The 25905-nt window shown below is 70.9% G+C and carries 26 protein-coding genes and 3 pseudogenes; 12 read left to right on the forward strand and 17 right to left on the reverse strand.

Features of this window, described 5'->3' with window-relative positions:
• Positions 1 to 6 precede the first annotated feature (6 nt).
• From OG393_RS23810 to OG393_RS23865, 12 genes are all read right to left on the reverse strand, one after another.
• Positions 7 to 297 carry a hypothetical protein gene (locus OG393_RS23810; RefSeq protein WP_327376722.1) on the reverse strand — a complete coding sequence of 97 codons (291 nt, stop codon included), beginning with the start codon at positions 295 to 297 and terminating at the stop codon, positions 7 to 9.
• Between the two features lie 342 nt (positions 298 to 639).
• A complete protein-coding gene (locus OG393_RS23815; protein WP_327376723.1) occupies positions 640 to 1530 on the reverse strand; it encodes an aKG-HExxH-type peptide beta-hydroxylase in 891 nt (296 codons plus the stop codon).
• Between the two features lie 55 nt (positions 1531 to 1585).
• Complete coding sequence (locus OG393_RS23820) at positions 1586 to 1747, reverse strand: hypothetical protein (protein WP_327376724.1); 162 nt, start codon at positions 1745 to 1747, stop codon at positions 1586 to 1588.
• A gap of 73 nt (positions 1748 to 1820) precedes the next feature.
• Positions 1821 to 2558, reverse strand: a complete 738-nt coding sequence (locus OG393_RS23825) for a 2OG-Fe(II) oxygenase (protein WP_327376725.1) — start codon at positions 2556 to 2558, stop codon at positions 1821 to 1823.
• Positions 2555 to 4414: a radical SAM protein gene (locus tag OG393_RS23830; protein WP_327376726.1), complete on the reverse strand. Its 1860-nt coding sequence runs from the start codon at positions 4412 to 4414 to the stop codon at positions 2555 to 2557. The genes OG393_RS23825 and OG393_RS23830 overlap by 4 nt, the downstream gene beginning before the upstream one ends.
• Before the next feature lie 30 nt (positions 4415 to 4444).
• Positions 4445 to 5311, reverse strand: coding sequence for a hypothetical protein (locus tag OG393_RS23835; protein ID WP_327376727.1), 867 nt, complete (start codon positions 5309 to 5311; stop codon positions 4445 to 4447).
• On the reverse strand, positions 5308 to 6231 hold the full coding sequence (locus OG393_RS23840) for an NAD(P)-dependent oxidoreductase (protein ID WP_327376728.1): 924 nt from the start codon (positions 6229 to 6231) through the stop codon (positions 5308 to 5310). The genes OG393_RS23835 and OG393_RS23840 overlap by 4 nt, the downstream gene beginning before the upstream one ends.
• Positions 6228 to 6893 carry a TylF/MycF/NovP-related O-methyltransferase gene (locus OG393_RS23845; protein WP_327376729.1) on the reverse strand — a complete coding sequence of 222 codons (666 nt, stop codon included), beginning with the start codon at positions 6891 to 6893 and terminating at the stop codon, positions 6228 to 6230. Before OG393_RS23845 ends, OG393_RS23840 begins: the two co-directional genes overlap by 4 nt.
• 5 nt (positions 6894 to 6898) lie before the next feature.
• Positions 6899 to 7369, reverse strand: coding sequence for an NUDIX domain-containing protein (locus OG393_RS23850; protein ID WP_327376730.1), 471 nt, complete (start codon positions 7367 to 7369; stop codon positions 6899 to 6901).
• Positions 7360 to 8229 (reverse strand): isocitrate lyase/phosphoenolpyruvate mutase family protein, encoded by an 870-nt coding sequence (locus tag OG393_RS23855; protein ID WP_327376731.1) that lies wholly within the window; start codon positions 8227 to 8229, stop codon positions 7360 to 7362. The genes OG393_RS23850 and OG393_RS23855 overlap by 10 nt, the downstream gene beginning before the upstream one ends.
• Complete coding sequence (locus tag OG393_RS23860) at positions 8222 to 8908, reverse strand: dTMP kinase (RefSeq protein WP_327376732.1); 687 nt, start codon at positions 8906 to 8908, stop codon at positions 8222 to 8224. The genes OG393_RS23855 and OG393_RS23860 overlap by 8 nt, the downstream gene beginning before the upstream one ends.
• A complete protein-coding gene (locus OG393_RS23865) occupies positions 8905 to 9666 on the reverse strand; it encodes a hypothetical protein (protein WP_327376733.1) in 762 nt (253 codons plus the stop codon). The genes OG393_RS23860 and OG393_RS23865 overlap by 4 nt, the downstream gene beginning before the upstream one ends.
• Positions 9667 to 9971: 305 nt before the next feature.
• On the opposite strand from OG393_RS23865, the gene OG393_RS23870 reads away from it, so the two are divergent.
• From OG393_RS23870 to OG393_RS23880, 3 genes are read left to right on the forward strand one after another with little or no spacing between them, the layout of a single operon-like run.
• Entirely contained in the window at positions 9972 to 11384 is a 1413-nt protein-coding gene (locus tag OG393_RS23870; RefSeq protein ID WP_327376734.1) for a helix-turn-helix domain-containing protein, read from the forward strand.
• A 59-nt stretch (positions 11385 to 11443) separates the two neighbouring features.
• Positions 11444 to 12445 (forward strand): asparaginase, encoded by a 1002-nt coding sequence (locus tag OG393_RS23875; RefSeq protein WP_327376735.1) that lies wholly within the window; start codon positions 11444 to 11446, stop codon positions 12443 to 12445.
• 27 nt (positions 12446 to 12472) lie between these two features.
• Complete coding sequence (locus OG393_RS23880) at positions 12473 to 12931, forward strand: PPC domain-containing DNA-binding protein (protein ID WP_327376736.1); 459 nt, start codon at positions 12473 to 12475, stop codon at positions 12929 to 12931.
• On the opposite strand, the gene OG393_RS23885 is transcribed toward OG393_RS23880, so the two are convergent.
• Entirely contained in the window at positions 12918 to 13541 is a 624-nt protein-coding gene (locus OG393_RS23885; protein WP_327376737.1) for a nucleotidyltransferase domain-containing protein, read from the reverse strand. The two genes, OG393_RS23880 and OG393_RS23885, sit on opposite strands and share 14 nt — an antisense overlap.
• A 328-nt stretch (positions 13542 to 13869) precedes the next feature.
• On the opposite strand from OG393_RS23885, the gene OG393_RS23890 reads away from it, so the two are divergent.
• The 5 genes and pseudogenes from OG393_RS23890 to OG393_RS23910 all read left to right on the forward strand — a co-directional run.
• Positions 13870 to 14550: an ATP-binding protein gene (locus tag OG393_RS23890; protein ID WP_327376738.1), complete on the forward strand. Its 681-nt coding sequence runs from the start codon at positions 13870 to 13872 to the stop codon at positions 14548 to 14550.
• A complete protein-coding gene (locus tag OG393_RS23895; protein ID WP_327376739.1) occupies positions 14547 to 16088 on the forward strand; it encodes a restriction endonuclease fold toxin-2 domain-containing protein in 1542 nt (513 codons plus the stop codon). The genes OG393_RS23890 and OG393_RS23895 overlap by 4 nt, the downstream gene beginning before the upstream one ends.
• Before the next feature lie 29 nt (positions 16089 to 16117).
• Positions 16118 to 16564: a hypothetical protein gene (locus OG393_RS23900; protein ID WP_327376740.1), complete on the forward strand. Its 447-nt coding sequence runs from the start codon at positions 16118 to 16120 to the stop codon at positions 16562 to 16564.
• A gap of 60 nt (positions 16565 to 16624) precedes the next feature.
• Positions 16625 to 17014 (forward strand): annotated as a pseudogene (locus OG393_RS23905) (hypothetical protein); the annotation flags it as partial.
• Positions 17005 to 17522: pseudogene (locus tag OG393_RS23910) on the forward strand (transposase); the annotation flags it as partial. The pseudogenes OG393_RS23905 and OG393_RS23910, both read left to right, overlap by 10 nt.
• Positions 17523 to 17675: 153 nt before the next feature.
• Here the strand turns inward: OG393_RS23910 and OG393_RS23915 are convergent.
• Both OG393_RS23915 and OG393_RS23920 read right to left on the reverse strand, forming a co-directional pair.
• A complete protein-coding gene (locus tag OG393_RS23915; protein ID WP_327376741.1) occupies positions 17676 to 18710 on the reverse strand; it encodes a PASTA domain-containing protein in 1035 nt (344 codons plus the stop codon).
• 251 nt (positions 18711 to 18961) lie between these two features.
• Positions 18962 to 19278, reverse strand: a pseudogene (locus OG393_RS23920) (MazG-like family protein).
• A 139-nt stretch (positions 19279 to 19417) separates the two neighbouring features.
• On the opposite strand from OG393_RS23920, the gene OG393_RS23925 reads away from it, so the two are divergent.
• On the forward strand, positions 19418 to 19741 hold the full coding sequence (locus tag OG393_RS23925; protein WP_327376742.1) for a nuclear transport factor 2 family protein: 324 nt from the start codon (positions 19418 to 19420) through the stop codon (positions 19739 to 19741).
• A gap of 111 nt (positions 19742 to 19852) precedes the next feature.
• Here the strand turns inward: OG393_RS23925 and OG393_RS23930 are convergent, their stop codons facing one another.
• A complete protein-coding gene (locus OG393_RS23930) occupies positions 19853 to 20608 on the reverse strand; it encodes an SDR family oxidoreductase (protein WP_327376743.1) in 756 nt (251 codons plus the stop codon).
• 135 nt (positions 20609 to 20743) lie between these two features.
• On the opposite strand from OG393_RS23930, the gene OG393_RS23935 reads away from it, so the two are divergent.
• Entirely contained in the window at positions 20744 to 22375 is a 1632-nt protein-coding gene (locus tag OG393_RS23935) for an alkaline phosphatase D family protein (RefSeq protein ID WP_327376744.1), read from the forward strand.
• Positions 22376 to 22381: 6 nt separating this feature from the next.
• Here the strand turns inward: OG393_RS23935 and OG393_RS23940 are convergent, their stop codons facing one another.
• Positions 22382 to 23431 (reverse strand): Gfo/Idh/MocA family protein, encoded by a 1050-nt coding sequence (locus OG393_RS23940; protein WP_327376745.1) that lies wholly within the window; start codon positions 23429 to 23431, stop codon positions 22382 to 22384.
• Positions 23432 to 23513: 82 nt separating this feature from the next.
• On the opposite strand from OG393_RS23940, the gene OG393_RS23945 reads away from it, so the two are divergent.
• Both OG393_RS23945 and OG393_RS23950 read left to right on the forward strand, forming a co-directional pair.
• Positions 23514 to 24785, forward strand: a complete 1272-nt coding sequence (locus OG393_RS23945) for a Bcr/CflA family multidrug efflux MFS transporter (RefSeq protein WP_327378526.1) — start codon at positions 23514 to 23516, stop codon at positions 24783 to 24785.
• Between the two features lie 74 nt (positions 24786 to 24859).
• Positions 24860 to 25849 (forward strand): small ribosomal subunit Rsm22 family protein, encoded by a 990-nt coding sequence (locus tag OG393_RS23950; RefSeq protein WP_327376746.1) that lies wholly within the window; start codon positions 24860 to 24862, stop codon positions 25847 to 25849.
• Positions 25850 to 25905: the final 56 nt, after the last annotated feature.

Below are 25905 nucleotides of genomic sequence, written 5' to 3' on the forward strand. Positions count from 1 at the left end.
ACTCCTTCAAAGCCCCGACATGGAGACCGGCACGCGGGCGAGAGCCCCGACGAGTTCCGGGAGGGTGACGTTGTTCAGCCACTCGCCGTTGAAACGCAGGTCGGCACGCCCGAACTCGATGAACGGCGTGCCCTGCCGCGGGTAGCCGCTCAGGTTGCGGGCGATGTCCTCGTCGGTGAGGGGTGGTCGCTCCGAGGAGCGTCCCGACGGGTCACCGATGTTGGCCGTGACGTCGCCGATGATGAAGACGATGTGATGGCCCATCCGCTGGAACCGGCTGACAATGATGATCGGCACCGCGTGGCTGAGGTGGACTCGGGCGACGTCGGGTCGATGCCGTACTTGACGACGAACGGACGTCCCGCGGCCTGCGCGACTTGGATCTTCTCGGCGAGCACCGCGGCCGGGATCAGGTGATTCGCGCGTCCCTCGACCAAGGCGGCCTGCTCCTGGAGGGAGAGGTCGGAGAGGTCCAGACTGCGCCGTGCCTTTGTCTCGCCGATCAGCTGCACGACCGTATAGTCCGCGCCCAGGTCCGCTCCATCGAGGATGTGCATGACACGGGTGACAGACTAACTCAAATAGCTCATGGTGTCTTTAGGCTCCTGCATCGGACAAAGTGATCGGATAGCCGCCGGGTTACGCCGAATCGACGGCCTTGCTCACTGCATGGCTGACGCGATCGCGGAGCGCGTTGGCGGAGACATAGGGGAGTGCCTCGGCCAGCGAATCCACTGCGGAGGCGAACTGGCCCTCCTGCTGGCGCAGATGGGCGTCAAGAAAGGAGGCCAGGGCCCCCGTGGCGCTGCGGCGGGCCTGCCGCGCGTACAGCACGGTGAGGGAGAAGGCCCAGCACGCGTGCAAGAAGCCGTAGACGGGGCGAGGAGATTCCCGCCAGGGGGAGAAGAAGGTGACGTCGGCTGGGAGGCTCACGTCGCGCGCGGCCAAGGCGTCGTTGAGCCAGTTGTGGGCGGCCTCGTGGATGAGGTCGCGGGCCAGGACCTCGGGGTGGGCGGTGTAGTCGGTGAAGACGGTGCCAGGGAGGCGGGTGAGGGCCCAACTGTGGAGGGTCTCATCGAGCCGGCGGTGGTTGAGCAGGCAGATGACGGGGGCGTGCTGGGTGAGCAGGGTGCCGAAGCCGTGCTCGGTCGCGGAGGCGAGAGCGGAACGAACGAGGCCATGGGCCTCTGGTGGGGCAGGGCTGGTGTCGGGGCCGACGAGGTAGTACGCGGTTTCGGAGATTTCCGACCGGAGCAGGTCCCCGGGACGTGGGCTGAGCAGGAGGTGTGAGCCGACGGAAAGATGGGGCAGGTCTCGCGTCGTCGTCTTCCGATACCAGGCGAGGTGGCCCGCGTTCCGGGCGCGCGCGGCGTGTTCGGCACCTTCGAGCAGGTGGTGGGCGACGGCGTAGTCGAGGGCGGACGAGCCCAGGCGGTTGCCGAGCACGGAGGCGATACGGCTTGTCCGGAGGCGCTGATGGCTGGCGATGCCGTCGAGGGTGACCAGGGCTTCCGGGGAGAGAGCGCTCATCTGGGCTCCAGAGGTGGAACGGGGCCGGACCGCCACGGGCCCGGCCCCGTGGCGGTCAGGACTCGGTGGTGGGCTCAGCAGCGTCGGGCTGCACCGTGGTGGCCAGCCAGGTCTCGGTGGCCGCGTTGGAGGTGTGTGCGGTGGTGCGCACGGGGTCGCTGTCGCGCAGGGACGCGACTGCCTCCAGGAACTCGTCGAATGTCTTGTTTTCTGGCAACTGCTCGCTCTTTCCTCTGGTCGGGGCCGTGGGTTGGGAGAGGGGTGGCTGCGGGGCGGGCCGCGGGGGCCGGTCATGGCGGCGAAGCCTCCGACTCGGAGACGAAGAGCGTGAGGAACTTGCGAACGCGACCGGCGCGGACAGGTTCGGTGCCGTGGACGAGCTGGCTGCCGAAGACCACGAGCGTGCCGGGAGCGGGTGCGACGCTCCATCGGGTGCGGGTCATGGCGCGGAACCAGGGAGAGGACATGTCCGTCCCGTCGTGTGCGAGGCGCATCCCCGGGGCGTAACCCGACCCGGTCGGCGCGTCGTCGGCGGTCCAGACGGCATCGCTGCCCGTGGTCTCCACGTAGAACGCCCCGCCGGTGTCCTGGATGTCCGTGAGCGTGATCGTCGCGGCGGCGATCTGGCGGGGACGGGTGAGGGGATCGGGGGCGATGCCGTCGGCATGTGGGGTGATGTACTGGCCGGCGCCGTACTCGAGGTAGATCCACGGCCGGTGGCCGGTGACCGACGGCAGGGTGCGCGTGATGGCGGCCATGTGCAGCTTCAGCGCCTGATCGAGGAGGGCGGTCGCCTCGTACGGGATCTCGGTTACCTCGATCCGGCCGGCCGGCTCGTAGACGTCCTGCGCCTCGGCGGGGGAGTGACCGGGGATCTCGTGGATGGTCGTGCTGCGGCCAGTGCCGTACCGGTCGCGTCCGAGGGAGCCGAGCGTGTCGTCCATGACAAGGTTGAGTCGCTCGATCTCGTCCGGCTTGAGGAAGCCCTCCACAGTACGGATGGACAGAGTCTCGGCGATGTGGATCACTGCTCGCCTCCGCACGCGCAGGGGGTGGAGGGCGGGGCAGAGGCGGCCTTGGCCAGGGCTTCCGTGAGTACGTGCACGGCCTGGGAGAGGTCCTCGAAGTACTCGGCAGGCGTGGTGCCGGCAGTGGGTACGAGATGGAGGTCGAGCGTCGGGTACACCCGGCCGGTGGTGCGGCACGTGAGCTCGCTGCGACCGAGGACCAAGGAACACGCCACGGGCAGGGAGGACTCGGCTCGGCTGGCGGCATGGCACAGGCGCGTGGCTGTACGCGCGTACTCGGCGCGGTCGCGCGGCAGGATGCCGACCGAGAGGAAGCGGGGCTCGGCTTGGGGGAGGTCGGCGTACGTGTGGCCCTGGCAGCTGTCATAGGTGACGGCGTTATAGCCCGTAGTGAGCGCGTCGACTACCGGACGGACGCCGGGCTCGATGCCCTCGTACCACTGGGGGTGTAGCGGGTCGAGATCGTCTGCCTCATGCACACCGGGGAGCCCGACCGTGTTGATGTTGCCGTGGGGGCTTACCTGGAGGTGTGCTGGCGGGCGGGGTACGGCGGGGTCATCCCACCGGGCCAGGAAGGCGGCGACGTGGTGCATGTCGTTGGGGCGGACGGGACGCCAGCGCAGCCGGGAACAGGAGGCACCGGGCGGGAGGTCCGGCTGGGCGAGCAGGGCGGCGACGCCGTCGATCAGACGCATGCGGTGGTCGCAGTACGCGTCTTCGTCGCCCGTGGCGGCGAAGCGGAGGCGGACTGCCGCGCAGCCCGCGCCGCAGGTGTCGCGGTAGTCGCAGGTCGTGCACTTTGTGACCAGGGAGCGTGCCTGCCGGAGCAGGGGAGAGCCGCCCTGGGCGCCGGCGACGTCCGCCTCAGCGTGCACGTCGCCGAGGGTGGTCAGGCCGGCCTGCGGCCAGGGCAGCTCGTCGCAGCTTCCCAGGCGGTCATCGGGATAGAGGGTGAGAACGTGGTCGCACTTCAAGTCGGAGAAGTGACAGGAACGGGTTTGTAGACCCCTCAGGCGGCGGATGACGGAGACGACGGGCTCCAGCTTGACGCGGTGGAACAGGCCGTCGGCGACCCAGTGGTGGGCGGCCTCCAGTACGAAGTCGGCGTACTGACGCGGCGTGACGGCCCAGGCCGGGCCGGTGGGGCCGATGGCCCGTCGCTGTAGTGCCCGGCTGGTCGGCGTACGGGATCCGGCCACCGTAGTCGACCGGGTGACCGCCGCGTCGAAGCACGGCACAAGGCTGACCGTCGTCACGGCGGGAAAGGAGGCGAGGTGCTTCATGACTTCGGAGGCCCGGCCGAGGACGTAGGGGGTGACGGCGCAGATGACGCCGACGTGGCGTTCCCGACGGCCGAGGAGTTCCAGGGCTTCGATCACTCGGGGGTACGTGGGGCGGCCGTCGTAACCGACGCGCCACGAGTTCCCGAGCGCGTCCCCGTCGAGGGAGATACCGATCTCCAGCTCCGGGCAGTGCCGCTCGAAGAGGTCCAGCCAGGTGTCGTCGAGCTGGAGGCCGTTGGTCTGGAGGCTCACGCGGATGACGTTCGGCTGTGCGGCGAGCGCGTCCAGGATCTCCGCGATCCGTTCCCGGCCGGCGGTCAGGGGCTCCCCGCCGTGGAGTTCGACGCTGAGCGGGCGCCCAGAGAAGATCGAACCGAGGCGGTGGACCTGCGCTGCGCTGATACGGGCGCCGCCCGGTGACTCCTTGCGCTTCTCGAAGCAGTACAGGCAGTCGATGTCGCAGGTCTCGCCGCGGAGTTTGAGGATGACGGAGACCGCGGTGTCCGGACCGGTGCTCGGCAGCGGGGCGTAGAGACTCTCCAGGTTTGTCGGGGCGGTGCGGGTGACGGGCATCAGAGGACTCCTGAGGAGGAGAGGCGCGGTCTACGCGCCATCGGTGGAGACCGTGGACAGCCACCCGAGAAGCTGTCCGCCGGTGATGGGGATGTGGACGTCGCCGCGGCGAAGGAACCACCCGTCGGCGTACCGCTGGGGCAGCCAGCCGGCGTCGGGGGCGACCAGGTTGGGAGGCTTCTGCACCGGGTCGTCGACGGGCCAGCAGCTGAGGAGCGCTCTGGTCACGCGTCGTTGAACCGGACGGAACCACTCCCACGTTTCCGTGCGGGCCGGGTCGATCGGCGGACGGAACGGAGCGCTGGCAAGCAGCGGTAGCCACTTGTCGCCCAGTACCGGATGACCAGCCGCCGCGCACTCGAGCGCGGTGAGGCAGGTCTCCAGCTTCCGGCACACGACGTCGGCGGGTTCGGCCAGGCCGTCTTCGACGAGACCGGTCAGGTCCTCGGCGAGACTCGCCGCGACCTCGGCCTGGTCGGCGACAGCCCAGCCTCGGTAGCCCTGGCGCTCCTCGGGATCGAGCACCGGATCCCAGCGTCCAGAGCCGTACGAGAGAGCGGTGCGCAGACACATGAGGTCGCGCATCGAGGCGCGTACCCGGCGGAACGATCCGAGGTCGTCTCGGCGGACGTCGAAGGAGCGGAGCAGGTGACGGAGTTCCTCCGCCCGCTGCGGCGCCTCCGCTTGGAGGTCGACACGGACGCCGTCCACGATGCGTGACTCCCACGCCGGTAGGGCGCCGTCCACGATGCCACGCAGGTCGATGTCGCTCGCTGCGTGGGCGAAGCCGCAGGCGAGGGCTCCCTCCAGCCAGACCTCGCGGGCCTCGCCGGATGTGAGTAGCGCCTGGGCGACTCTGTCGGCGATCTCCCGGCGCAATCGTGCCGATGGGTTCACCGGTGGCCTCCTTCGATCAGGATCGTGTTGTCAGCGGTGATCTCCTTGAGGAGATCGACGGCCCATCGGTCGAGCGCGCAGCGCACGTCGGAGCGCTGGGCCCCGATGTGGGGCGAGGCCAGGAGGTTGAGCGGCGTCGTGGAGCCGGTGAGGAGCGGCAGGTGCTCCCGCTCGACCGGGTCGAGTGCAAGGCCCGAGAGCCTTCCGTCCTCCAGTGCCCGCAGGCAGGCGGCGACGTCGAGGGTCTCCAGCCGTCCTGCGCAGATGAGCAGAGGCCGCTGCGGAGCGACGCGTTCGAGGAAGTCCTCGCCGATGAGCTGTTCGGTCGTGGGGCGCAGCGGCAGAGCGATCACGTGTACCTGCGACTGCTCCATGAGCGCTGTCTGCGACAGCTCCCGCAGGCCGGGAGGGTTCGACGGCCACGCGGCGAAGGCCGTCCGGCCCATGAAGGGGGCCAGGGCCCAGTCGGCGGCCAGCCCCACCGGGCCCGCGCCCCAGATACCTGCGGCCAGGGTGCCGAGTGACGCACCCATGCACGCCTGCTTCTCGTGCCGGCCGAGCAGCAGCGCGTGCTGCCCCAAGGGGATCCGCCGGGCCAGGGCGAGGGCAGCGGCGAGGACCCACTCGCCCACGGCGTCCGCGCCGGCCTCGGCGTTGCGGTGCAGCGCGATGCCACGGTGCCGGAGGGCGTTCACGTCGATGTGGTCGATGCCGGAGCCGGTCCGTACGACGTGCCGCAGGCGAGGAAGCACGTCGAGCTCGCTCTCGCCGAGACGGACGCCGGAACGCAGGACAAGCACGGCTGTTTCGGCGGGCAGAGGCGAGTCCAGGTCCGGCGACTCGTGTACGAGGACATCGGGCAGGGCGCGGCGGATCGCGCTCGCGTCCGCCGCACCACGTAGCACCAGGACAGGGCTCATCGGAGGAACTCCGGCTTCTCGTACCGGCCGAAGGCGAGATCGCCCTCGCCGACGACGACAGTCACGGGCGAAGGCGCGCCGAAGTACGCGTCGCAGGCGCGCTTCACCCCCGGGAGCCCGTCCCAGGCCCGCGGATTGACCGCCGTGTCCGCGTAGTCGTCGATGAGCAGCACGCCCGTCGGTACCAGACGGGTGACACAGTGCGTGAGCCCCGCGAGGGTGGAGTCGTAGAAGTCGCCGTCCAGGTAGGCGAACGCGATCTGGTCGGGCAGTTCCTTGGGAAGGGTCTCGTCGAACCATCCCGGATGGATGACCGGCGCCGGCCTGCCCCAGGCCGCGTGCGTGGCGCGCACGTCGTCCGGGGTAGACCGGAGCTCGCCCGCCGCCAGATGGTCCGAGTCCTCGGCGCCGGGCGCGGGCATGCCCTGGAAGGAGTCGAAGACGTGGATCTCGCGGTCGGTGTCGCCCAGCGAGTCGAGCACGCTACGGATCCAGAGGGCCATCACCCCCCGGTAACAGCCGAGCTCCACCACGGGGCCCGGCAGACCGCGGGCGGTCAGGCCGGCGAGCTCGTCGGCGATCACGTGGAGTCGGTCGGCACAGACCGTCCCGGAGTGCTCCCGCAGCAGCCACTCCCGCAGATCCTTCAGCGTCGGTTCCATGAAGGTCACCACCTGTCCACGAAGGGGTCGACGAGCTCCCCGCTCAACGCCGCCGACAGATGGCGGTTGATCCGGGGCAACAGGTACACGTCGCCCAGACGTTCCAGCGGAACCCACTCGAAGCCCACCTGGATGGGGTCCGGCGGTTCCGGCATGCGCGGCTCGGCGTCGTCCACCTGCTCGGCGAGGAAGTTGAACTGAACCTTCTGTATGTCCCCGAACTCGCCCTGCCACGACTCGGGGACGTACTCGACGACACACAGCAGACGCCGGGCCACGACCTGGAGGCCGGACTCCTGCGCGACCTTCCGCCTCACGGCCTGGCGCAGGTCCTCGCCGACCTGGGCCTTGCCGCCGGGAAGGTTGTAGTGGAACCCGGCCTCGTCGTCGTACGACAGCAGCAGGACGGCGCCGTCGCGCACGATCGCCGCCTTCACGGACACACTGATCCGAGGCAGCTCGGCTGTCAGAGGCACGACAGTGCCTCCGGTTCGCCGACGCGCATCAGGTCGCCGACCTCCGCGAGGGACCCTGCGACGGTGGAGCGGAAACTCCCTCCGCGCTGGAACTGACGGGCGGCGGTGCGCATACCCGCGAGGGCGGCACGGCTGAGCTGGTTCGCGTAGATGCAGAGGCCGAAGCCGGCCTCGCCGAGTTCGGCGGCGCTCAGGTCGGGGAACGCCGTGGGCACGCTGACGAGCGGTACGCCGTGCCTCCACGCACCTCCGATGGCCCGCGCCTGATCACCGGTCGCGTCCTTGGAGTGGATGAGTACCGCATCCGCTCCGGCCTCGGCGTACGCCTCGGCGCGGGCGATCGCCGTGGCCAGGTCCTCGCCGGCGATCAGGGCCTCGGTGCGGGCCACGACCACGAGGCCGTCACCGGCGACCTTCCGTATGCGCCCCACCTGTTCGCACAGCAGGTCCCGGTCCGCGAGGCTCTGGTCCCGGTGGGCCGCGAAGCTGTTGCACTTCGGGTACGCGCTGTCCTCGACACACACCGCCGCGGCTCCTGCGCGCATCAGGTCGTACGCGAACCGCTCCGCCGTGCGCCCCGAGCCGCCCGCGTTGTCGATGTCCACGACGACGGGCAGTTCGGTGACACGGCCGAGCGAGGCGACCACGTCGGACAGGTCCCGGGGCCCCAGGACGTTGGCGTCCGGCAGCCCGGAGGCCGCGGACACCTCCAGACCGCTCACCCACAGGGCGTCGAAGCCCGCCTCCGCCGCGACGTGCGCGGCGAGCGCGTTCACCGCACCGATCGCCAGCAGAGGGTGCTTTCGCTCGCTGTCGTCGAGGGCCTCACGTAGGCGCGTCGCCTTCGAGCCGTCAGCCATGGGTCTCTCCTTCTTCCGCGCGGGCGGCGAGCGACGGCACCAGCTGCCGTTCGCGCAGTACGTCCCAGGCGGCGAGCAGCACCTCGGACCGAGGTCGGCGGGCGTCCAGGCGGACCACGTCGCCGAGGGACGGGAACTCGTCGGGCTTCGTGACCACGGCCTCGTAGGTCTCGCGAACCCGGCTCTGGACGTCGTGGACGTCCCAGTCGGCCCGGACGGCGTCACCCTGGCGGGCCTGCGCCCGGCTCATCGAGGCGTCGGTCTCCAGGTCCAGGACGAACGTGAGATGCGGGGCCGCGGTGAGCTGCGCGGCCAGCACCTCGTACGTCTGCGACACCCTCATGTCGTGCTTCACGGCGAAGAAGGCCAGCTCGCTGAGGAGCCAGCGATCCGCGATCACGGGCCGGGCCGGCCGCTGGGGGAGCACGAGGCGATCCAGCGTGGCCCGCTTGTCCGCCGCGATCGCGGACAGGTAGGCGTCACGGTTCCCGGTGTTCGGCTGGTACTTGCCGGTGACGATTGCGGCGGCCTGGTCGGCGGCGAGGAAGTTGGTGGTGAGCATGCACAGCGGGGTGACGCCGTAGAGCCCCTCCCAGAGCCGGAACAGACCCTTGCGCAGCGTCGTCTTGCCGGTGCCGTCGAGCCCCTCGATGACGATGAACGGATAGCGGTGGTTCATTCGACCTGCCCCGCTCCCGTGCCGCCGGCGTACTTGGTGAAGCGACCACGCCAGCGGGCCGTGGTGGACACCAGGTCCACCAGCCGCAGCTCCGCCAACTCGTCGATGAGGCGGGGCAGCTCGGGCTCGGCGCAGATGCCTGCCTCGATGGCCCGGCAGTACGCGGCGCGGAGGTCCGGGTCGTCGTCGGAGTTACGCAGCGCCGCCTCCAGCACCCGCGTGGCCATGCCGTGGGCCACGACGCTCACCGCGGTGCCCAGGGCCTGCTCATGGAGCGGGCTCGGGTGCGGCTCCAGCGTGATGTGGTGCACCCCGCGGTGACGGATGACCGTGAAGAAGCCCACCCACCACGCGGCGGCGGCGCTGACGGCCGTCACGGCGTCGGACCAAGCCGCCCCGGACTGCTCCGCGAGGATGCCCTGGACAGCGGTGTCGGCGGCGCGGTGAAGCGCCCCGCGCTGGTTCCGCGACTCCGCTCCGTGTCGTTGGGGCAGTTCCCACCAGAAGCCGAGCCCGGCGTCCTCCAGCAGCGCCATCGCGGACCCGTCGCCTGCCGACAATGGAGACGGGCGCTGGGCCAGCACGGAGACATCGGCGCCCGGCACGTCCGGCAGCGCCTTCTCCTCGGCGACGGCAGCCCGCCATTCGTCGAGGTGGAGATGGAGCCGCTGGGTCAGCAGCCCGTCCGCCAGCGTCTGCCAGGCGTGGGCCAGCGGCGGTGAACCGGGGGGCCGGGGCGGCAGGGTCAAGGAGGTCACAGGTGGATCCTCACGTCCGGGGAGTCGCGGCACGCGGCTCCGGTCGGTGGTGCTCCACCACGATGGTCGCCACGAAGGCCCACGCCTATGAGTGTTTATGAGCCCCACCAGCGGAACGTGTCCGGGTGGTCGCGGAGAGAGGGAGAATGCCGACCATGGTCGACAGCGGACAGCGGCGGTGTGTGCGCTGCGGTGCCCTACTCAGTCGCTTCAACGCCGGTACACGATGCGCCTCGTGCCAGGACGGGCCGGCCGCCCGACGGGCCGACCCGGCCTTCTGGCGTGATCCGACGGTCCGGCGAGCCGTGGCCGCATGGGAACTCGGAACCGTCGTCAAGCTGTTCAGGAAGCACACGGGCCTCTCCCAGGCCGGGGTGGCGCGGATGGTCAGCATCGACCAGGCCGAGGTCAGCAGACTGGAACGCGGGCTCAAACAGATCCGCGACCGACGGCAGTTCGTCCAGTGGACCGATGCGCTGGGAGTCCCGGAGGAACTGCTCGGGCTCCTGCCTACGGCCGATCCACACATCCCGGGCTCCACGGGCCGACTGGGAGCGGCGGACACCGGAGCCCGTGGGTACGCGGCGCTGCCCGAAGGGCCGGGCCAGCTTCTGTTACCCGCCGGCCGGTCCGTCTCGACGACGGCGCTTCCCGTGCTGACCCTTCCCGCGGCCTCCTTCCTCGGGGACAGCCTGAGACTCGACTCCCGCCCGGAGCTGGATGCCTGGCGCACCATGCCGATGCGCGCGCTCGTCGTCGCGAACCGCACGGTGGACGGGGCGGTCCGGCAGTTCGTCACCGACGCCCGACCGAGCGGCGCACGCGCCACTGCCTCCGACCCGGTCGACATTCCCGCCGCGTACGAACTGGACGACCTGACTTACGGCATCCTGTGGGCCATGTCGGGATTCGAGGCGGCACTGCTCGGCGACGACCAGGCCCTGTACACCTCGCTGGCTTCGCTCACCGCTTCCCTAGGCTCGCCGCTCGCCTCCGACCACGGCCTGACCGAAGTCTCCCGGATGTTGATCGGCTCGGAGACCGCAGCCCGGTACATCCTGGGCCACCGTGACCACCTGGGCGACGCACCCGTGTTCTGGACCAGGGAACAGCGCGGTGAGGAGGCCGCCACGTGGCTGTTCTTCCGGCACAAGTACCAGTACCTGGAACGAATGGCACCCCGGCGTCCGGGCGGTACGAGCGGCCGAGGGTTCTGCGTCCCCGAGACGGCGGTCGCCTCGTCGCCGGCGTGCGAGCGCGTTCTGCTGTTCCTCGCCATCGCGCTCATGGAGTCCTTCGGCATTCGCACTTGGGTGACCGACGACGGAGGCTTCGCACACACTGACGGTTTCGCCCTCTCTCCCGGGCGCCGGGCTGTCATCGCCTCTTGGGTACGGACCGAGGGAGCGTCCCACCTCGCGGTCACCGCGCGTCCGGGAGCCCTGCGGACGTTCGCCGATGTGACCGGCCACGTCAGTCACCACTCGGCCACAGCGGCCGAGCAAGCCGGACAGCGCCTCGCGGCGACGGCGGAGTACCTCGGCCTCGATGCCTCCTGGCTCGGTCGCCGGTGCGCACAGTTGTCGGCCGTCGGCACGGAGCGGCTTGCCCGGCCGCGCAGCCGGTTGCTCGGCCTCGAAGGGCTGGAGGCCGCCTGTCGGTTCGTGGCCGAGAAGCTGGTGATCATTCCGCGTACCCGGACGGCACCGACCCGATAGCCTGCGTGAACCACTCGTGAGGCCGCGCTCGGCGGCGTCCGGACAGGGGAGCAGGGGATATGACGGAGTCGGTCAGGAACGTGGCGGTCTTCTCCCTCGGCGGCACGATCGCCATGACCACGGATCCCACCACGGGTGGCGTCGTACCCGCGCTCTCGGCCCATGAACTCCTCGCCGCGGTACCCGCACTGGCCACGAGCGGCATCGACCTCAAGGTGCGGGACTTTCGACGTCTGCCCGGCGCCTCCCTGACGTTCGAGGACCTCACCGCGCTGTCGGCCGAGATCACGGCGGAGCTGGAGACCGGAGACATCGACGGTGTCGTCGTCACTCAGGGGACCGACACCATCGAGGAGACCGCCTTCCTCCTCGACCTCTACCACGGCCATGAGCAGCCGGTCGTCGTCACAGGGGCGATGCGCAACCCCACCCTGCCCGGCGCCGACGGCCCTGCCAACCTCCACGCCGCAGTCCTGGCCGCCGCCGATCCCGGCCTCAGGGGCGCCGGCTGCCTCGTCGTACTCGGCGACGAGATCCACGCGGCCCGGACCGTCCGCAAGTCCCACACCACCAGCCCCGCCGCCTTCACCTCACCGGCGTGCGGCCCGATCGCGCGGATCGCGGAGAACCGGGTGCGGATGGCGAGCGGCCTGCCGAGCCGTGGGCCGCTGGTACGTACCCCCACCCGCGAGGCGCGCGTTGGGCTCTACGTCGTCACTCTTGGCGATGACGGTGCCCTGCTCGACCTGTGGGACGGCAACTGCGACGGACTTGTGGTCGCGGCCTTCGGCGTCGGCCACGTCCCGGAGCGTCTCGTCGAAGGGCTCACCAAGCTCGCGTCCCGCATCCCTGTGGTCCTCGCCTCCCGTATCGGCAACGGCCCCGTCCTGTCCGACACGTACGGCTTCCCCGGCTCCGAGAAGGACCTCCTCGGTCGAGGGCTCATCGGTGCCGGAGACCTCGGCCCTTACCAGGCGCGGCTCCTGCTGCAGGCCCTGCTTGCCCAAGGCGCCGACGGGGCGGTCGTCCGCGAGACCTTCACCACCGCCGCTGCCCGCTGATCCCACGTCATCAGGAGAAACCCGCACATGCGTGCTCACGAGCTGACCGTCGGCCGTACCTTCGGCGTCACCTTCGACCACGGGGAGGACTTCTTCGAGGCGCTGTCCACCTTCTGCCGGGACAACGGTGTGCGACAGGGCTACATCCCCTCGTTCATCGGAGCCTTCGCGGAGGCCGAGATCGTGGGCGCCTGCGAGAAGCTCGCGGACCCGGACGCACCGGTCTGGGCGAAGACGTACGTCACCAACGTCGAGGCGTTCGGAGCGGGCACCCTTGCCCACGATCCCGCCACCGGCGGGATACTTCCGCACATCCACGTATCCGCCGGCCTGAAGGCCCAGTCGGCCGACGGCAGGACGAGCCACCTCCTCAGCGCCAAGGTCCAGTTCCTCAGCGAGCTGTTCATCGTTGAGGTCACGTCGCCCACGATGACCCGGCCCCGGAACCCCGATCTCTACGACGTTCCGCTGCTCACGTTCGGCTGACCGGCAGGAGCCGGCGAATCCAGGGGTGGTCGGGCGCGATCACGTTGATCGCGTCCGCCAGCCAAGCGCGTGCCGGAGCGTCGAGCAGCGGCAGCACAGCTGCGAAGTCGGTCTCGTCCTTGTCCCGGGTCGCCTTGGCCTTGTAGAAGAGCTGCACCTCGGGCGCGAGATACGGGATGCCTGTCTCGCTCGTTCGCCCGAGCCGGTCGATCGGGAGCCGGATCTCCGGGGTGCGCCGCGAGATCCACTCGGTGCCCTCGGCCTCGTCCAGCATGAGCTGTACGGACCAGGGCGCCTTCGGCGTGCGGCGGCACCAGATGTCGTGGAGCGGTGGCTGAAGGACCTCTCCAGGACGCCACGGGCGCAGCTCCCCTTGGCCGGGCGGGTCCGCTACGTACAGGTCCCAGTCGGCCAGGAGATCTTGTACGCGGGCCTGGTCGCGCCGGAGGACGAGCACGTCGAGATCGCCGTGTGCGCGTAGCTCGCGGCCGACCGCGAGTTCGATTGCGTAGCCACCGGCGATCCACCACCGGAAGTCAGCCTTGGCGAAGACCGCGGCCACTTCCTCGGGACGATCCGGTACCCAGCGTCCCAACACGTCAGCACTCACCCGCCCATTCTCCCAGTGATCAGACGGGCGAAAGCGAAGGCCGGCGGCGGGTCGGCGGTGTCGCTGGAGTGCCGTGCCGCTCGCTGGCCCCTCGCGCTCATAAACGCCCATGAGCATCAGGGGCACCGGCGGTCATCGTTGAGTGCGTGACTCGCGACCGGCCTTGTGGCTGGTGCTTGAGCCACGATCCTTCCGGGTCCGCGCGCCAGAAGTCTGGGTGCTTCCTGCGGCTGGACGCCTCTCACCGGCGTACCTGGCGCACTTCCGCGACCACGTCGCAGCCTCGGGAGAAGGCCATCGACGTCACCCACAGGAGGTCCGCCGCCCGATGATCAGCGCACCGTTCGCCGCTCTCGGCCTCGTGTACCGCTGGACCGACCGCACCATCAACCCGACCGGCGAAGCCCGCGCGGTTCTGCGACGTGTTCTCAAGGACCTGGGTGTGTCCGGGGATGTCATCAGTGATGGAGTCCTGGCCGTCTCGGAGCTCGTGGCGAACGCGCACGAGCACGCGTGTGGCCCGTACGAGGTGCACGTCCGCTCGGCCGCCGGGAGGTACATCTGCGAGATCCATGATGGGGATCCTCTGCTCCCCACGGGCCTCTACCTCGGTGCCACGTCGTCGGACGTCGAACCGGCCGAGGGAGCGAGCGGGTTGCTCGTCGAGCGGGGACGGGGCCTGCGCATCGTGAACGAACTGGCCCGGGGGCAGTGGGGGTTCCATGTCACGGAACGTGGCGCCAAGGCCGCCTGGATCGTGCTGGCCCAAGCGTTGCCAGACCCGTCCGACGGGAGTGACGCTGACGGCACTCGGGCATCCCGTTTCGGGAATGAGTCGCTCCGGTGGCTTGACAGCACATCAGAATCCCACGATGGCAGCGGTCAAGCCCGCCACCGGCAGGAATCGGCCACAGATGCTCCACGTGCCCGGTGCGGCGGAGCTCCTCCCCTCGCCAACGTGTACGGTCCATCGAACAGCCTGGTGGCCGAGGGCGCGGGGGAGTCTTGAATCTTCAACACAAGGCGGGGAACTACGTCAACGCTTCGTGGTCCATGGTGCGGCTGCGGGACCTGATCTACGACATGCTGGGCCTGCTGTTCACGGAGCTCAGCGCTCATGGCGGGATGGCGGGCGACGACAACGCCGGACGAGCCTTCGCCGCCGTCTACAAGCCGGCCGTGAAGACCGTCTTCGAGGCGGCCGGCCTCGCTCACCAGGTGATGGCGAACGGTGCGGGCGCCATGCTCAAGGCCACCGAGGACTTTCTCAAGCAGGAGAGCGCAATCGCCGCGTCCCTGCTCGGCCAGAGCGTGGGGCCCGACATCGGAGCCCAGCCTTCGAGACCGGACTGCAATCCGCGCGCCAGCCACAACGCCGAGGAACTTCCCGAGGTCGTCGGCGAGACCAGCTGGACCGATCAGTACCTGCTCAGCTCCCGCTTCCACGGCCAGCGGGACAAGCTCCGCAAGACGGCCAACGCCTGGCGTTCGGCGGCGGGGATTCTCGACGACGCCCACGGGGACTCCGAGAGCGCCTGGCGTACCGCGACCGCCCAGCAACTCGGCGAGACCGCCGCAGCCGTCCAGACCTTCTTCACCGTCTTCGTCGGCAAGACTCCGCCTCCCTCCGAGGTGGGCGAGGACGAGACCCTGATGGCGAACCTGCCGTCCGCCTGCCGGATGATCGCCCACGCCTGCGACTCGTACGCCGATCACATCGAAACGGCGCTGAAGAGGATCCCGGACGAGCAAAGCCCCCTCTTCGGCGAGCCACTCGCCATCTGGGAACGACCGCAGTTCGGTGGGGAGGGACACGACGGCGGGCTGCACGAGCTCGTCACCGGCGACATGCGCATCGCGCGTTTGGGGAACATTCCTCCGGCGCTCGACAGCTCGCAGGCCAAGGTCCCTATGCCGCAGCCCGACGGGGGCGGGTTCCTGCCCCTTCCGTCCCTGCCGCCCTTCCTCGCACCGCTGATCCGGGTGCCTCTCCTGGTCCCCGTGGGCTACCGCCCGCCGAACGGGCCTCGCGTTCAGCCGATGGCACCGCCGACGCCGCCGGACCCGCGCTTCCCGCCCCTCACTGCCCCTGAGCAGCAGAACTTCCAGACCTGGTTGAACTCTCTGCGGGCCGGAGACGTGTCCGGCGGGAAGCCCGCCGAGGTCGCCTACCAGAAGCGGGTCGCCGGATACCCCGAGTACGAGGTCCCCATCCCGCTCGGCATCAGCGCCAACAGCACCCTGATGGTCGACGGCTTCCGTGACCGCGACGGCATGGCGATCGAGGCCAAGTACGTCAACAACCCGAACAAGCCGTGCTACCGCTCGCTCGACGAACTCCGCGCGAACCACCAGTCCGGCAAGAAGGACTTCCTCTACGACAAGGACCGCAAGGAGCTCACGAAGTACAACGCCGCTCTCAACGACCCACGCAACAAGGAGATGCGGGGCGTGGAAACGGTCACCAACAACGCTGATTCCGTGGCCTACTGGCGCGTCATGATGGCCGCCTACGGCGTCAAGGGCTACGCCCGATACGTACCCTGACCGGCAGCACACGATGAGGGAGTGAGCGCGTGGACGCGTCCGAACTGGCCGAACTCCGCACCATGTACGTCTTCTGCCCTGCCGAGGGTTCCACATGGGGCCTGACCTACGAAGGGATCGAGGCCAAGCTGCGCGAGCGGGAGACGGATACGTTCGTCCGTATTGACGCGGGCGACGAAGGCCCCGTTCGCGGGTCCGTCATGCACTTCGGCATCACGGTCGGCGAGGAGGAGCTGGAGGGCATGGCCAAGCTGTCCCCGGAAGGCATCGCCGTCGAGGACTGCACGGCTCATGCCGCAGCGGAGTTCGTCGGGTGGCTGTGGGGCAGCGTCGTCCCGGACGGCAGCAGCATCACCTTCAACACGGAGTGGGGCCTGGAAGCCGACCTGCCCGACGCGCTCGTCCCCCACGTCCCCCGCCCACGCCTTGTGGCCACCTTTCTCGCTCACCTCGAAGCCACCGGCGGGCTGGACTGACAGCGAGCATCCCCCCGGGATCACGGCCAGGTGAGCGACATGCGAAAGGGCCTGGACACCATGACAGAGAAGACCTCCCGTGTCTCGGGCGCAGAGGCCGTTCGCGACGCCGGCCCAGTTGGTGCTCCGGTCGTCCTGGGCAACGAGCCCGGCTCGTTCGCCTGGGGTGTGCTGGCCAAGCGCCACCCTGCCCTCATCCGGCAGGTTCGAGACGCCTTTCCGTACGGCCGCCGACAGCACGAGGCCCTCGACGCCCTGCTGGACGAGATCACCAACGGCGTCGTCGAGCCCCTGGCCCTCGAAGACCACGACTTCGAGCGTTGGGCGGACTGGGGTCGGGGGTACTTCGGGCGGTCCTGGTACGACGCGCCGTTCTTGTGGGCGGAGAGCTACTTCTACCGCCGCCTTCTCGGTGCGGTCGGGTACTTCGGTACCGGGCCGTGGCGGGGCACGATCCGGGCAAGGTCCTGCTGGATGTCGCCCTCGCGGCGGCTCTGGGCGGGGCTGCCTCGCCGATGTCGCCATGCTGCGGGCCGAGCCCGACGTGTTCGGCTCGGTGGCATCGGACCCGACTGTCTCCCGGCTCATCGACGCCCTTGCCGCAGCCGGACCGAAGGCGCTGACCGCGATCCGGTCGGCGCGGGCCGAAGTACGCTCGCGGGTCTGGGAACTGGCCGGGATGAGAAGTCCGGCCGCCGACGGCTCGGTGACCGTGGACATCGACGGCGTGCTCGTCCTTGCGCACTCCGAGAAGCAGGACGCCGCCGCGACCTGGAAGAAGACCTTCGGCCATCACCCGCTCGTCGCGTTCGTCGACCACGGCCGGGCCGGATCCGGCGAGCCGGTTGCCGCGCTGCTGCGGCCCGGCAACGCGGGCTCCAACACCGCGAGCGATCACATCGAAACCGCTCGACTCGCTCTGGCCCAACTCCCCAAGCACCTGCGGCGGGGCCGGAAGACGCCACGCACTCCTTGCCGCTGTAGGCGACGGGGTTGGGGCCCGCGGAGTTTCCGGCGCTCTGGACCGCGTTGGCGAAGACGAACTCGTCACAGCTCCTCTGGTCGGTGCGCGGTTCCCTTGCCTCCAGGGTCACGGAGTCAGGCCGGGTCCTCAGCGGCGCCAGCGGTCCTGGCCGGGACCCTTGCAGGTGTAGACGTTCCCGTTGCCTCCGATGCCGGTCGACCCGGGGGTCGAGCAGTACGCGCCCGGGGTGACCGTCCCGACGCTCCCGCCGCCTGTCGTCGAACCGCCTGTCGTTCCGCCGTCGGAGGACTCGCCGGAGGAGTCGTCGGGGTCGTCCTCGCCCGTGCCCGAGCGCCGGACGGGGTGCAGTTCGGTGTTCGGGGTCGCGGGGCATCCGGTGTCCGGGGCGGTGACGGAGAGGTACGCCGTCTGGTACTGCGGCGTGCGGACCTCCTCGGCCGGCCGCGGGTCCTGGAAGCAGACCTTCCAACCGTCCACGGAGTCGGGGAGGGGGACGTCGGTGTAGGCGCTCCGCGGCTCGACCGCCTTGAAGCCGAGCGGTTCGAGCCGCTGCTTCGCCTCGCCGAAGGCCGGGCCCGTGACGGTGGGCATCCTGGGCCACGGCACCTTCTCGCCGTCCTTCACCGGACAGGGCGCGTCGATCCGGCCCACGCCGAAGTCCAGCGCGGGCCGGTCGCCGGTCCGCCGCTCCGCCGGGGTCTGGAAGCAGACCGTCCAGCCTCCGGCGTCCCACTGCCGTGCGTCGCCGTCCGAGGCGTCGTGGGAGACGGAGTCGTATCCGGCGGCCAGCGCGGCGGCCTTCGCGTCCGCCAGGGTCCTGCCCACGAGATTCGGCGGACCGGCCGGCGTCGGACTCGCGCTCGGGGTCTCCGGCGCCGCGCCCGCGGCCGACGCGCTCGCCCGTGGCTTGGCGTCGGCCGCGGGGTCCGCCGGCGGGTCGGAGAGCAGGAACAGGAGGAACCACAGGCCGGACAGGACGGTCGCGGCGATCTTCCCGTTCCGGCTCCACCGGCTCAGCCAGGCCAGCGCGATCCCGACGGGCGGCAGGACGACCAGGGCCGCCACGACGAGTGCGGGATGCCGCCACCACTGCCGGACCGGCGCGGGCGGCTGCGGCGCGTGGGGGCTCGGGTACGGCTGCGGCGGTGGGGGCGGGTACACGGGGCTCCTGACGGCAGGGGCGGTCAAGGCGGTGGCCGACGCGGACGCCCGGAGCGCCGGTCGTGGTGATGGCCGTGGCGGTGGTCGAGTGCCCGGATCCTACACAGAGTCGCCGCCCCACTGCGGGGCGTACGAGAGGCCGGGCGTACGAGAGGCCGGGCGTACGAAGGCGTAGAAGGAGTCAAAGGAGTAAGGGGCCGAGGGGGCGAAGGGGTGCCGGTGGTGTCCGGTTGCGCGTCGCCCGGTTCCGCTCAGCTCGTCAGGGACCGCCGCGCGACCCGGTGCAGATGACCGGTGAAGACCTCGGCCGCCTCGGGTGTGAGGGTGCGCAGTGCGACCATCGCGGTGATGATCACGTCGCAGAGTTCGGCCTCGACGTCCTGCCAGGAGTGACTCGTGCCCTTACGCGGGTTCTGGCCGGTCGCGCCGATCAGCGCCTCGGCGACCTCGCCGACCTCCTCGGAGAGCTTCAGGACCGTAGCAGTACCTCCTGTCCCGGCGGCAGGTCCTGATGGTCGGTCAGCCAGGCGTGCAGACGGGAAACGGTGGTCCAGGCGTCGTCATCCATGCGGCTCAGCCTGCCAGGTGGGATGCGCGGGCGGGCCCCGCCGCGCTCGCCCAGGTGGCCGAGTCCGTCCTCCGCTGATCGCGGCACATCAGCGGCCCGGGTTCACCGGGATCCGGACCGCCAGGTGTACGGGTTAGGCATGACCATTCCCGTGGACAAACTCACCGACCCCGCCGTGCGCGCTTTCGTGGTGGCCCTCAACGCCAACGACCGCGACGCCTTCCGGGGTGCTCTGACGGACGGCGCCACCATGTCGGACGACGGTTCGGAACGCGACCTCGACGACTGGACCGACAAGGAGATCTTCTCCTCGCGCGGCCACATGGAGATCGAGTCCGTCAAGGACGGCGGGCAGGCGCTCGTCGCCCGGTTCCGCAACGACACCTGGGGCGAGATGCGGACCCGCTGGCGCTTCGTCGTCGAGGGCGGGAAGGTCGCGCGCTTCGAGACCGGCCAGGCGTAGCGTCCGCTCGCCGGGAAGCCGGGCGGGAGGGACGCCGGCCGGCCGGGCGTCGGCGTACCGGCCCCCGGGCCTGCCCGGCCTCCCGCCCCCGCCCTCCGCGGACGGACGCCGTTACCCCCGGCCGATGTACGGCATCGTCGTCGCCATCACCGTCGCGAACTGCACGTTTGCCTCCAGGGGCAGGCCCGCCATGTGCACCACCGTGGCCGCCACGTCCGCCGCGTCCATCACGGGCTCCACCGCGAGTTCGCCGCCGGCCTGCAGGATGCCGGTCCGCATCCGTGTCGTCATCTCCGTCGCCGCGTTCCCGATGTCCAGTTGTCCGCAGGCGATCCGGTACGGACGTCCCTCCAGCGAGAGCGATTTCGTCATGCCGGTCATCGCGTGCTTGGTCGCCGTGTACGCGATGGAGTGCGGACGCGGTACGTGCGCCGAGATCGAGCCGTTGTTGATGATCCGGCCACCTCGCGGGGACTGTTCCTTCATCGCCCGGAACGCCGCCTGCGCGCACAGGAACGCGCCCGTCAGATTCACGTCGACGGCCGTCCGCCAGGTCTCGTGGTCCAGGTTCTCGACCGGGACCCCACCGCCCGCGAACGTGCCCGCGTTGTTGAAGAGCAGGTCCACCCGGCCGAAGCGTTCCCGTACCGCCTCGAACAGCGCTGTCACCGCCTGCGGGGAGGTCACGTCGGTGGGGACCGGAAGGACGGCCCTCGGCGGGAGGGACGCGGCCGTTGCTTCCAGGGCCTCCCGTCTGCGGCCCGCCAGCGCCACCGACCAGCCCGCCTCCGCCAGGGCCAGCGCCACGCTCCGGCCGATGCCCGAACCCGCTCCCGTCACCACTGCCACCCGCGACTCAGTGCTCATGGGCGCGCAGCGTACGGGAGACCGGTGCACAGGGAACTCATCTGTCCGACACGCGGATGTTCTGTACCCGACAATCCCGGGTCTTCCCTTACCTCTGCAATATCCGGACGGACACCATCCGTCAGGGGAGGGCTCATGACACCCGCGCAGACCCACACCGACGAACTCCGCACCGCCGCGGCCGGGTTCGGCCGCCGCAGGTTCCTCACCGTCACCGGCGCCGCCGCCGCGCTGGCCTTCGCCGTCGGCCTGCCGGCCGCCGGTGCCGCGAGCGCCGCCGAACTCGACGGCCGCCGGATCACCGAGGACCCGTTCACCCTGGGCGTGGCGTCCGGGGACCCGCTGCCCGGCTCCGTGCTGCTGTGGACCCGGCTCGCGCCCCGTCCCTTCGAGGCCGACTCCGGGCTGCCCCGCGAGCGGGTCGCCGTCCGCTGGGAACTGGCCCGCGACGAGCTCTTCCGCGGGATCGTCCGCCGCGGGAAGGCCACCGCCCACCCGGAGTTCCAGCACACCGCGCATGTCGAGGTCGACCACCTCGACCCCGGCCGCGTGTACTTCTACCGCTTCCGGGCCGGTGACTGGATCAGCCCCGTCGGCCGCACCCGCACCGCGCCCGCCGCCGGTGCCGCGGTCTCCGGGCTCAGGCTCGCCGCCGTCTCCTGCCAGGCGTACCACGACGGCTACTTCACCGCCTACCGGCACCTCGCCGGGGAGGACCTCGACGTCGTCTTCCACCTCGGCGACTACCTCTACGAGTACCCGGTCGACGCCACCGGAGGGGCCCGCGCCTACACCGACCGGCGCCTCCCGGCCGTCTTCGCCCGGGAGACCGTCACCCTGGAGGACTACCGGCTGCGCTACGCCCTCTACAAGTCGGACCCCGACCTGAGGGCCGCGCACGCCGCGCACCCCTTCGTCGTCACCTGGGACGACCACGAGACCGAGAACAACTACGCGGGCGGCATCCCGGAGAACGACACGCCCCCGGAGGAGTTCCTGCTCCGTCGGGCCGCCGCCTACCGCGCCTACTGGGAGAACCAGCCGCTGCGCGCGCCCCAGCGGCCCGACGGGCCCGACATGCGGCTCTACCGGCGCCTGCGCTTCGGCCGGCTCGCCCAGTTCGACATCCTCGACACCCGTCAGTACCGCTCGGACCAGGCGTACGGGGACGGCTGGCAGGTCCCCGGGCCCGCGTCCGAGGACCCCTGGCGCACCCTGACCGGCGCCACCCAGGAACGCTGGCTGATCGACGGCTGGCGCCGGTCGGACGCGCGCTGGAACGTCGTGCCGCAGCAGGTCGTCCTCGCCGAGCGCCGCAACGCCCCGGGGCCCGGCTACAAGCTGTCCATGGACGCCTGGGACGGCTACCCGGCCTCCCGGCGGAGGGTCCTGGACGGAGCCGCCGCGGCCGGTGTCGACAACCTCATGGTGCTCACCGGCGACGTCCACGTCGGCCACGGCTTCGACCTCAAGGCCGACTTCCGCGACCCGGACTCCCGGACCGTCGGCACCGAGATCGTCGCCACCTCCATCGCCAGCGGACGGGACGGCGCCGACCGGCCGGCCAACCACGACACTCTGACACGGGCCAACCCGCACATGAAGTTCTACAACGGGCGGCGCGGCTATGTGACGGTCGCGTTCGACGAACACGGCGCCCGCGCGGACTTCCGTACCGTCGCGGCCGTGACGACGCCGGACGCCCCGGTGACCACGGCCGCTTCCTTCGTCACGGAGGCGGGCAACCCGGGGCTCACACCCGCGTAGCGCGCCTCACGCCTCATGTCCGCGCGGGCCGGCGGCCCCCGCGGCGGCCCGTTCGCCGGGGTAGCGGACGCCGATGTGGTCCCGTACCGCGTCGAGCGTCCGCATCACCGCGAGCGAACCGTCCAGCGGGACCAGCGGCGACTCGGTCTCGCCGGCCCGCAAACACCGCATCACCTCGGCCGCCTCGTGGCGGAAGGTATGCCGCTCGGCGGAGCCGTCGCCCGCGAGCACGTACTCCTCCGGTTCCCGGCCCGTCCGGTGCAGGGCGAACCGTTCCGGATGGAAGAAGCCGCGCGGGAAGTCGATCCGGCCCCGCGCCCCCGTCACCGAGGCGGTCATCGGGGTGTCCGCCACGATCGAACAGGACAGCAGAGCCGAGGCACCCGAATCCGTCCAGCCCAGCAGCATGGCCGTGTTCAGGTCCACCCCCTCGGGCGAGAGCAGCGCGTGGGCCCGGACCGAGTCGGGCTCGCCGAGCAGCAACTGGGCGAACGAGACGGGGTACACCCCCAGGTCGAGGAGGGCCCCGCCGCCCACCGCCGGATCGCGCAACCGGTGACCCGCCGCGAACGGGCCTTCCAGACCGAAGTCCGCCTGGACGGTCCGGACCTCTCCGATGGCGCCGTCCGCGACCAGATCCGCCACCTTCCGGATCAGCGGATTGCAGTACATCCACATGGCTTCCATCAGGAAGAGCCCGCGCTCGCGGGCCAGCGCCACCAGCTCCCCGGCCTCACCGGCGTCGAGGGTGAACGCCTTCTCGCACAGGACGGCCTTGCCCGCTTCGAGGGCGAGCCCGGCCGCCGCCCGGTGCGCGTGGTGCGGCGTCGCCACGTACACCACGTCCACCTCGGGGTCGGCGGCCAGCGCGGCCCACTCCCCGTACGCCCTGGGTATCCCGAAACGCTCGGCGAAGGTCTTCGCCGTCGCTTCCGTACGGGAGGCGACCGCCACCACCTCGGCGTCTTCCATGCCCAGCAGATCGGTGGTGAACTGCGCGGCGATCCCTCCGGTCGCCAGCACACCCCACCGGACGGTCCCTCCGGACTTCGCCATGTCCCACCCCAGCCACATTAGGTCTCGACCACCCCGGACGAGCTGAGAGCATAGGGAAAGATTCAACGAAATGGAGCAGTCGATGCCGGAGCGCGGCCAGACCACGAGGCAAGGCCACACGTCCACCACCCCCGTCGCCGCCGCCCGGCGCACCGGGCTGCTCGTGACGCTCGTCCTCGGCGGCCTCACGGCGCTGCCACCGCTCTCCATGGACATGTATCTGCCGGCCCTGCCGGAGGTCACCGACGCGCTGCGTTCGCCCGCCGCGACCATCCAACTCACCCTCACCGCATGCCTCGCCGGCATGGCGCTCGGGCAGCTCGTCGTCGGCCCGATGAGCGACCGGTGGGGGCGTCGCCGCCCGCTGCTCATCGGCATGATCGTGTACGTCGCCGCCACGGCGGTCTGCGCGCTCGCTCCCTCCGCCGGACTGCTCATCGGCTTCCGGCTGCTCCAGGGCCTGGCCGGCGCGGCCGGCATCGTGATCGCCCGCGCCGTCGTCCGCGACCTCTACGACGGAGTGGAGATGGCCCGGTTCTTCTCCACCCTGATGCTGATCTCCGGCGTCGCCCCGATCGTCGCCCCGCTCATCGGCGGCCAGATCCTCCGGATCACCGACTGGCGGGGCGTCTTCTACGTCCTCACCCTCGTCGGCGTGCTGCTCACCCTGGTGGTCTGGCGCTTCCTCGACGAGACCCTGCCGCCCGCGCGGCGCCACGAGGGCGGCGTCGGCGAGGCACTGCGCACCATGCGAGGACTGCTCGCGGACCGGGTCTTCACCGGATACGTGCTGGCCGGCGGGCTGGCCTTCGCCGCCCTCTTCGCCTACATCTCGGCCTCGCCGTTCGTGGTGCAGGAGATATACGGTGCCTCGCCGCAGACCTTCAGCCTGCTCTTCGGACTGAACTCCATCGGCCTCGTCGCCGTCGGGCAGATCAACGGCAAGCTGCTCGTCGGCCGGGTCAGCCTGGACAAGGCCCTCGGCTGCGGACTGGCCCTGATCCTGCTGGCCTCGCTGGCGCTGCTGCTGATGACGAGCGGGGTGTTCGGTGACGTGGGCCTGGCGCCGGTCGCCGCCGGCCTGTTCGTCCTGATGTCCGCGATGGGCCTGGCCATGCCCAACACCAACGCCCAGGCACTCATGCGGACGCCGCACGCGGCCGGCTCGGCCTCCGCCCTGCTCGGGACGTCCTCCTTCCTGATCGGGGCGATCGCGTCGCCGCTCGTCGGGATCGCCGGCGAGGCGACGGCGGTGCCCATGGCCGTGGTGCAACTGGTCTGCGCGGTGGCGGCGCTCACCTGCTTCCTGGGGATGTGCCGGCCCTGGCGCGCCCCGGAGCCGCGGACCGCCTGAGCTGAGCTGAGAGCCTGTCGGGTGGCCTCTGACCGGGCGGCCGAAGGCCACCCGACAGGCTCTAGCATGTCCGGGTGAACGCCTCCCTCCCGACCGCTCCCACCGCCGACGCCCTGCGGGCCGCCCTGGCCGGGCTGCTCGACGGGCTGCCGCCGAGGCAGGCGGCCTCGGCGGTCGAGCGACTGATCGCCAACTACCGCGGGACCACGCCGACCGACGCGCCCGTCCTGCGCGACCGCTCCGACGTCGCCGCCTACGCCGCGTACCGGATGCCGGCGACCTTCGAGGCGGTACGGGCGGCCCTCGGCGCGCTGCGGGACGCGGCGCCCGGCTGGGAGCCGGCCACGCACACGGACGTCGGCGGCGGCACCGGCGCGGCGAGCTGGGCGGTCGCCGAGGCATGGGACGGGGCGGCCCGCACGACGGTCCTGGACTGGGCGGAGCCGGCCCTCGCACTGGGGCGGGAGCTGGCGGAGGGCGCCTTCGCGGCCGAGTGGCGGCGGGCCAGGATCGGCGGGGCGTCCAAGCTCGAGGAGACGGACCTGGTGACGGTCTCGTACGTCCTGAAGGAGCTGACCGAGGGCGACCGCCGGGCGGTCGTGACCGAGGCGGCACGGGTGGCGCGGGCCGTCGTGATCGTGGAGCCGGGCACGCCCGACGGCTACCAGCGGATCATCGCCGCGCGCTCCCTCCTCGTGGCGGCCGGTCTGACGGTGGCGGCGCCCTGCCCGCACAGCGGGGACTGTCCGATCGAGCCGGGCGCGGACTGGTGCCACTTCGCCGCGCGGGTGAGCCGTTCCTCGCTGCACCGGCAGGTGAAGGGCGGCTCCCTGCCCTACGAGGACGAGAAGTTCAGCTACGTCGTGGCCACCCGCTTCCCGGTCGTCCCGGCGCCCGCGCGGATCACCCGCAAGCCGCAGATCCGTAAGGGCCAGGTCCTCCTCGACCTGTGCGGGCCCCGGGAGACGGGCCTGACCCGGGAGACGGTCACCAAACGCCACGGCGCGCTCTACCGGGCGGCGCGCGACGTGGACTGGGGCGATGCCTGGCCCCCGGAGGGGTGACGGCGGAAGCACGAAGGCCGAGGCGCGTCGGCGGAAGCGGCGACCGCGACAGGCCG

The organism is Streptomyces sp. NBC_01216, assembly GCF_035994945.1.
Taxonomy (GTDB): domain Bacteria; phylum Actinomycetota; class Actinomycetes; order Streptomycetales; family Streptomycetaceae; genus Streptomyces.

Coding starts and splice junctions, on each gene's coding strand:
- OG393_RS23925 (WP_327376742.1), top strand. CDS start 19,418: ATGACCATTCCCGTGGACAAACTCACCGACCCCGCCGTGCGCGCTTTC.
- OG393_RS23935 (WP_327376744.1), top strand. CDS start 20,744: ATGACACCCGCGCAGACCCACACCGACGAACTCCGCACCGCCGCGGCC.
- OG393_RS23815 (WP_327376723.1), bottom strand. CDS start 1,530: ATGAGCGCTCTCTCCCCGGAAGCCCTGGTCACCCTCGACGGCATCGCC.
- OG393_RS23840 (WP_327376728.1), bottom strand. CDS start 6,231: ATGAGCCCTGTCCTGGTGCTACGTGGTGCGGCGGACGCGAGCGCGATC.
- OG393_RS23860 (WP_327376732.1), bottom strand. CDS start 8,908: ATGAACCACCGCTATCCGTTCATCGTCATCGAGGGGCTCGACGGCACC.
- OG393_RS23845 (WP_327376729.1), bottom strand. CDS start 6,893: ATGGAACCGACGCTGAAGGATCTGCGGGAGTGGCTGCTGCGGGAGCAC.
- OG393_RS23855 (WP_327376731.1), bottom strand. CDS start 8,229: ATGGCTGACGGCTCGAAGGCGACGCGCCTACGTGAGGCCCTCGACGAC.
- OG393_RS23940 (WP_327376745.1), bottom strand. CDS start 23,431: ATGGCGAAGTCCGGAGGGACCGTCCGGTGGGGTGTGCTGGCGACCGGA.
- OG393_RS23890 (WP_327376738.1), top strand. CDS start 13,870: ATGATCAGCGCACCGTTCGCCGCTCTCGGCCTCGTGTACCGCTGGACC.
- OG393_RS23880 (WP_327376736.1), top strand. CDS start 12,473: ATGCGTGCTCACGAGCTGACCGTCGGCCGTACCTTCGGCGTCACCTTC.
- OG393_RS23945 (WP_327378526.1), top strand. CDS start 23,514: ATGCCGGAGCGCGGCCAGACCACGAGGCAAGGCCACACGTCCACCACC.
- OG393_RS23930 (WP_327376743.1), bottom strand. CDS start 20,608: ATGAGCACTGAGTCGCGGGTGGCAGTGGTGACGGGAGCGGGTTCGGGC.
- OG393_RS23830 (WP_327376726.1), bottom strand. CDS start 4,414: ATGCCCGTCACCCGCACCGCCCCGACAAACCTGGAGAGTCTCTACGCC.
- OG393_RS23875 (WP_327376735.1), top strand. CDS start 11,444: ATGACGGAGTCGGTCAGGAACGTGGCGGTCTTCTCCCTCGGCGGCACG.